The organism is Phocaeicola sp. RTP21198st1_B8_RTP21198_201120 (assembly GCF_040929485.1).
In the GTDB taxonomy this organism is placed as follows: Bacteria; Bacteroidota; Bacteroidia; order Bacteroidales; family Bacteroidaceae; genus Phocaeicola; species Phocaeicola dorei.
Genome location: NZ_JBCOCI010000053.1, coordinates 1 through 7,298 on the forward strand (window position 1 = coordinate 1; position 7,298 = coordinate 7,298).

Below are 7,298 nucleotides of genomic sequence, written 5' to 3' on the forward strand. Positions count from 1 at the left end.
TAATGGACAAGCTGAAGGAAAAGCAGATATGAGAAATCTGCTTGGTGGAAAAGGCGCTAACCTGGCTGAAATGAATCTAATCGGTGTTCCCGTACCTCCGGGATTTACAATCACCACAGAAGTTTGTAGCGAATATTATGAGTTAGGTAGAGATAAAGTAGTAGAACTGCTGAAAGCGGATGTTGAGAAAGCCATCGCCAACATTGAAAGTCTGATGAACTCTAAATTCGGTGATATAGAAAATCCGTTATTGGTTTCCGTACGTTCAGGTGCTCGTGCTTCCATGCCTGGAATGATGGATACAATCCTTAATTTAGGTTTAAATGACGAAGTGGTGGAAGGCTTGAGCCGCAAGACCGGACGTCCTCGTTTCGCATGGGATTCTTACCGTCGTTTCGTACAAATGTATGGTGACGTAGTATTGGGTATGAAGCCGGTAAATAAGGAAGACATCGATCCTTTCGAGGAAATCATCGAAAAAGTAAAGGAAGAAAAAGGTGTGAAGCTAGACAACGAATTAGAAGTGGAAGACCTTAAAGAACTGGTTAAACGCTTTAAAGTCGCTGTAAAAGAACAAACCGGACAAGATTTTCCGACCTGTGCATACGAGCAACTTTGGGGTGCCATCTGTGCTGTATTCCGTAGTTGGATGAACGAACGCGCCATTCTTTACCGCAAGATGGAAGGTATTCCTGCCGAATGGGGTACTGCTGTAAGTGTACAAGCCATGGTATTCGGTAACATGGGTGACACTTCAGCTACCGGTGTTTGCTTCTCTCGTGACGCTGGTAACGGTGAGGATTTGTTTAATGGCGAATATTTGATCAACGCACAAGGTGAAGATGTTGTAGCCGGTATCCGTACCCCGCAACAAATCACAAAAATCGGTTCTCAGCGTTGGGCAGAACGTGCCGGTATTTCTGAAGAAGAACGCATAGCCAAATATCCCTCTATGGAAGAAGCCATGCCGGAAATCTACAAAGAACTGGATGCCCTGCAGACCAAATTGGAAAACCACTATCGCGATATGCAGGATATGGAATTTACTGTACAGGAAGGGAAATTATGGTTTTTGCAGACTCGCAACGGTAAACGTACCGGAGCAGCTATGGTAAAAATCGCCATGGACTTGTTGCGTCAGGGAATGATTGATGAAAAAACAGCGTTGGAGCGTTGCGAACCTAATAAATTAGACGAACTTCTCCACCCTGTGTTCGATAAGAAAGCTTTGAAAGAAGCAAAAGTTTTGACTCGTGGTTTGCCCGCTTCTCCGGGTGCTGCTACCGGTCAGATTGTGTTCTTCGCCGATGATGCAGCTAAATGGGCCGCCGATGGTAAGAAAGTAGTAATGGTACGTATAGAGACTTCTCCGGAAGACTTGGCAGGTATGGCTGTCGCCGAAGGCATCCTGACCGCACGTGGCGGCATGACTTCTCACGCTGCAGTTGTGGCCCGTGGTATGGGTAAATGCTGCGTATCCGGTGCTGGTGCTATCAATGTGGATTATAAGACACGTACCGTAGAAATTGAAGGTATTACATTAAAAGAAGGTGATTTCATCTCTCTGAACGGTACTACCGGTGAAGTATATAAAGGTAAAGTGGAAACCAAAGCAGCCGAAGTTTCAGGCGATTTCGCCGCATTGATGGATCTTTGCAACAAATACACCAAGCTGAATGTCCGCACCAACGCTGATACTCCGCATGATGCGGAAGTAGCTCGCGCCTTTGGTGCTTCAGGTATCGGTCTTTGCCGTACAGAACACATGTTCTTTGATGCTGAAAAGATTGTCGCTATGCGTGAAATGATCCTATCACCGGATGTAGAAGGACGCAGAAAAGCTCTAGCCAAATTGCTTCCTTATCAGAAAGCCGACTTCAAAGGCATCTTTAAGGCTATGGATGGATGTCCGGTTAATGTTCGTCTGCTCGATCCTCCTTTGCATGAGTTCGTTCCCCACGATGCAAAAGGTCAGGAAGAAATGGCTAAAGCAATGGGCGTAACTGTACAGGAAATCAAAAAACGTGTGGAAAGTCTGTGTGAACACAATCCGATGTTAGGCCACCGCGGCTGTCGTTTGGGTAACACCTATCCCGAAATCACAGAGATGCAGACTCAAGCGATTCTAGGTGCTGCAATTGAACTGAAGAAAGAAGGATATGATCCGCATCCCGAAATTATGGTTCCCTTGACCGGTATCCTGTATGAATTCGAAGCTCAGGAAAAGGTAATCCGTGATGCAGCAGCAGCATTATTTGAAAAAGAAGGTATGGAAATTCCGTTCAAGGTAGGTACCATGATTGAAATTCCGCGTGCTGCATTGACAGCCAACCGCATTGCCAGCCGTGCAGAATACTTCTCATTCGGTACCAATGACTTGACTCAGATGACCTTCGGTTATTCCCGTGACGATATCGCTTCATTCTTGCCGGTATATCTGGAAAAGAAGATTCTGAAAGTAGACCCGTTCCAAGTACTCGATCAAAATGGTGTAGGTCAGCTGATTGAAATGGCTGTAGATAAAGGTCGTTCAGTTCGTCCTGATTTGAAATGCGGTATCTGCGGTGAACATGGTGGTGAACCTTCATCAGTGAAATTCTGTCACAAAGTTGGTTTGAATTATGTATCTTGTTCTCCATTCCGCGTACCTATCGCCAGACTTGCTGCTGCCCAGGCGGCTGTGGAAGATATGAAATAAATTGATTATTTTCTGAATATAAAAGTAGGAGATACTTAGAACAAGTACCTCCTACTCTATTTTTATGGCATTTTATTTTTTTAAGAAAAACATAGTTTATACATTTGTCTACAAGACAAAATCTATACTCATATGAAAAACAAATGCCTCTTTGTATTACTATTAGCTTTGGGATGTTGCCATGTACAAGCACAAAAAAGTCAAAAGAATCCTTTGCCCGAAGCACTCGTCCAATTGAATCAAAAAGTGGATTCCGAACTGATTCCCGGAATAAAAAGGTCTCCCCTGATTGGAATTTCTACAGATATAAGTCCGAAACGGACAGCCGTAAACACGGCATATGTACAGTCAGTCATTCTCTCTGGAGGAATTCCTTATATGATACCTGTAACGGATAATGTAGAGATACTGCGTCAAATTGTATCCCAGCTGGACGGAATTGTCTTTACAGGTGGAGAAGATATCCAACCGATATATTATGGTGACCTTCCTTATGAAAAACTGGAAGAAGTAAGCCCCGCCCGGGATACCTTCGATTTAATGGTGCTAAAAATGGCCGCAGACCGGAATATTCCCATATTAGGAATTTGCAGGGGACTGCAATTAATGAATGTAGCTTTCGGTGGAACTTTATATCAAGATCTGCCCACACAACATTCCTCAAGTGTCAACCATCGCCAAGAAGAATCCGGCACTACCCCCACCCATCCGATATCCATCATAAAGGAAAGCAAGTTGGCAGAAATTACAGGACAAGAAGTGCTGCAAGTCAATACATTCCATCATCAGGCTATCCGGAAATTAGCACCGGGATTCAAAATCACGGCTTGGGCACCCGACAGTATAGCGGAAGCTATAGAAGCTTATCCCATACGACAAATGATAGGTGTGCAATTTCATCCGGAAATATTTACAGCTGCCGGAGATACCACCATGCATAAATTATTTAAATTCCTGGTGAACAAGGCTGATACATTCAACCTAGCTAAAAAAATTCATAGCCGTATTCTATCCATTGACACTCATACAGATACTCCTCTTTGGTTTAAAAACGGTTACAGCGTAGGCTTGAGAAAAGACAACATGGTCAGCATCCCCAAAATGGAGGAAGGCAAATTGGACGCACAGTTCCTAGCCGCATTTATATGGCAGGGGAAACGAGATGACGTATCTTCACAAAAAGCCGTAGAAAGCACCACCCTATTGATTCAATCCATTTATGACGAAGTAGCGAAATACAAAGATTTTTGCGGCATCGCCCTTACGGAAGAGGATTTGGTACGTTTAAAGAATGAAGGCAAGAAAGCTTTCTTTATAGGGATCGAGAATGGTTACGCCATCGGCAAGGACCTAAAGAATATAAAAAAATACAAACAGATGGGAGTTAATTATATAACTCTCTGCCATTCTTATGATAACGATATTTGCCATTCGTCCACTCATACGGAAGATGCGACTCAAGGACTGACACAGTTTGGTCGTGAAGTAGTGAAGGAAATGAACCGGTTAGGTATTATGATAGACATATCACATGCCAGTGAAGGTACTTTCTGGGATGTGATAAAATATAGTACACAACCTATCATCGCCTCTCATTCCTCGTCAAAGGCTTTATGCGACCATGACCGTAATCTAACAGACGAACAACTCCGTGCCTTAGCGAAAAATGGCGGAGTGGCACAGTTATGTCTCCTTGATGCCTATATCAATAAAAACCCAAAAGCCGCATCCGTTTGTGATGCTGCCGAACATTTGGACCACATGATTAAGGTAGCCGGCATAGACCATGTAGGAATAGGTACGGACTTTGATGGCGGTGGTGGTCTGCAAGGATGTAAAGGAGATAATGACTTAATTAATCTGACCATAAAAATGATTGAAAAAGGATATACGGAAGAAGATTTAAGAAAGATTTGGGGAGGTAATCTCTTGAGAGTAATGAAGCAAGTACAGGAAGCACCACTTTTTTCGTTGAAAAAACGTAGATAATACCCAAACAAGGATAATCAAAAAATATATAGAAATATCCTGTTATCATTTTTCGGAAATTATCGGGGCTGTCTCACCAATGGACAGCCTCTTTTTGTAACCTACAGTTTAATAGTAAAAGAAATAAGACAGACCCTTATTCCCCTCTCCTCACTATAGGAATTTTCCTATTACAAATAGGGAAATTCTCCTTTACAAATAGGAATATTCCGTTTATTGTATCATTCTCTCCACTTATCTTTGTGACATAAGAAAAGCAAACTTTAAAATTAACGGATATGAGAACAAAAATACTGAAATACTTCGGAATGGTAGTTGTACTGATAATAATGGTTAGCCTAACCTCCTGTGAAGTATCTATAGGAAGTTGGTACGATGATGATGATTACAGCGAAATATATTACAGAACCACTCGGGAACTATGTAGCCGAACTTGGCAGGAAACTTGGGTACAAGACGGTGAATACTACACACAACGACTAGACTTTTACGAAAATAGAACAGGCACAGACATCATACGAATAGAACATCGGAACGGCTATGTAACCGAAGACAGGTACAATTTTGAATGGAGATGGGATAACAGTTCACAGACATGCATCCGTATGGTTTACGGTCCCAGTGACGTTTCATATTTTGAAAATGTATGGCTAGCCGGAAACTTCTTAAAAGGCTCATTGGATGGTATTAATGTAAATTTCACAGGAATCAGGTAAAAAGAAAAAAGCGGGATGACACCCAACACATATCATCCCGCTCTCCTTTTTCCCAATATACTACTCACTCTTAATGCTATTTACTGGATTCTCATTAGCGATACGCCAAGCTCTAACAACGACACACACCACTATCAGAGCGATAATCACCAATGCTGTTCCGACAAAATACAACGCATTCATGTCTATCGTTTCGGCAAATTGATCCAACCAGGCTTTTCCTGTAAAGTATGATACAACAATTCCTATCAAAACCGATGGAACAGCAACATACAATATATCACGGGACAGCAACCGGAGAATAGTCGAAGCTTCGGCACCATTCACCTTACGGATGGCTATTTCCTTACTGCGACGTTGTGTTTCATCATTCACATAGCCTATCAACCCCATAACAACAATAAGCAAAATAAAAGTAGAAGTAATCCATACAGAATTACGAAAACGGTATACATTACGATAGATTTCCTTCAGCATGGTATCTATCGGAATAAATTCCAATGCCTTAGTGGAATGCACCTGCTCCATGTATTCGTTCAGTTTTTTCAAACTCTCATCGTATGGCTGCTTTAAACGTACATCAAAAGTGTGGCTAGTATTATGACTATAAACTAAAGCTACGGGAAACTGCTTATAGAGAAAAGACGTATTGCGCACATTACGGAATACACTAACAATGGTGCCAGCTTTATCAAAATCATTCAATCGTTTGCCTACTGCCCCATCTGTCCATTTCATCAGCCGCACTACTTCTTCGTTGACCAATACATCCCCCTCATTCTGCATATCTTTCCCTTCAATAATAGTAATCCCCATGGTTTCAGCATAATTTTTATCACAAGGATTATACATCAAGGTTTCTATTCTCTTGCCACTATTATCAATCAGCCCACGAGTCCAATACTCTCCCAGAACCCCATGCATAGAACGGGTGGCATTTTCCACCATGGGTTGACGACGAAGATCGCTAACCATATTCTCAGCTTCTTCGGGTGACATCCATGTCTCCGCCTCCACCAATCCTGGAGTACGGATACCCATATCACTATTAATCAAATGATGATACTGCATCAAAGATACTAACAAAATCCCCATTACAAAAGATACTCCCATAAATTGTACAAATAAAAGAGAACGCTTCCACCCTTTTTTCCCATCTGTGTAACGACGAAAAACTTGAGTGACAGGAATGCGTGAAAACAATCTTCCCGGTAACACTCCGGCTACCATGAACAGTACAAAAACAATGAGCATCGGAACCCATAGAGTTTCCAATGTAAAGAGTGAAGATAACTGCACCGAAAGTAAATCTTCTATCAGATCTTTGGTATTGAAAATAATAAAGAGGGCCACTATAACGGAAATTAATACCACAATCCCTGTCTCAAAAAGGAACATACTGAAAATGTTGATTGCACTGGCACCACTACACTTATGCACACCTATGCTTTTTGCTCTGCGGCTCATGGTAGCAATAGCTACTAATACATAGTTCATGATCGCCACAAAAAATATAGCAAAGCCCAAAAAACCATAAATGTAAAGGCGAGTGCGGGTATTTGAGTCATCCAGATGAATTTCGGGCAATGGCTGTGCATCATAAAAGCTTCTCCATTCATCATCAGCAGAATCAGGATAATATTTTTGCATAGCCTTGTATATCTGACGATTGATTTCTTCTCTGTCCACCCCATCGCGCAAACGGAGAATAGTATAATAAATGTCATTACGTCCCCATGTTCCACCCCCTATATAGCCACCTCCGGCATAAATGGGAGCTACAAAATCAAAATGATAGGCAGTATTTTCCGGAGTATCCTGATAAACACCACGGACTGTCAGTTCATGCTGTTTATCCAAGGACAATTTTTGTCCCACAGGGTCCTGCCCACCAA

Annotated in this window: 4 protein-coding genes; 3 read left to right on the forward strand and 1 reads right to left on the reverse strand. The window is 42.1% G+C overall.

Translation table 11 applies throughout. The annotated features are described in order from the left end of the window. The 3 genes from ppdK to AB5935_RS16515 form a co-directional block, all read left to right on the forward strand. Window positions 1–2,698: pyruvate, phosphate dikinase (gene ppdK / locus AB5935_RS16505; RefSeq protein WP_368327491.1), on the forward strand; the 2,698-nt coding region annotated here is incomplete at its 5' end. A gap of 132 nt (window positions 2,699–2,830) precedes the next feature. After that, window positions 2,831–4,687, forward strand: a complete 1,857-nt coding sequence (locus AB5935_RS16510; RefSeq protein WP_038609732.1) for a gamma-glutamyl-gamma-aminobutyrate hydrolase family protein — start codon at window positions 2,831–2,833, stop codon at window positions 4,685–4,687. A gap of 278 nt (window positions 4,688–4,965) precedes the next feature. Then, on the forward strand, window positions 4,966–5,403 hold the full coding sequence (locus tag AB5935_RS16515) for a hypothetical protein (RefSeq protein WP_007843200.1): 438 nt from the start codon (window positions 4,966–4,968) through the stop codon (window positions 5,401–5,403). Between the two features lie 60 nt (window positions 5,404–5,463). Here AB5935_RS16515 and AB5935_RS16520 read toward each other — a convergent pair. After that, window positions 5,464–7,298, reverse strand: a 1,835-nt coding sequence (locus tag AB5935_RS16520; protein ID WP_368327492.1) for an ABC transporter permease, incomplete at its 5' end; no start/stop codon positions are given.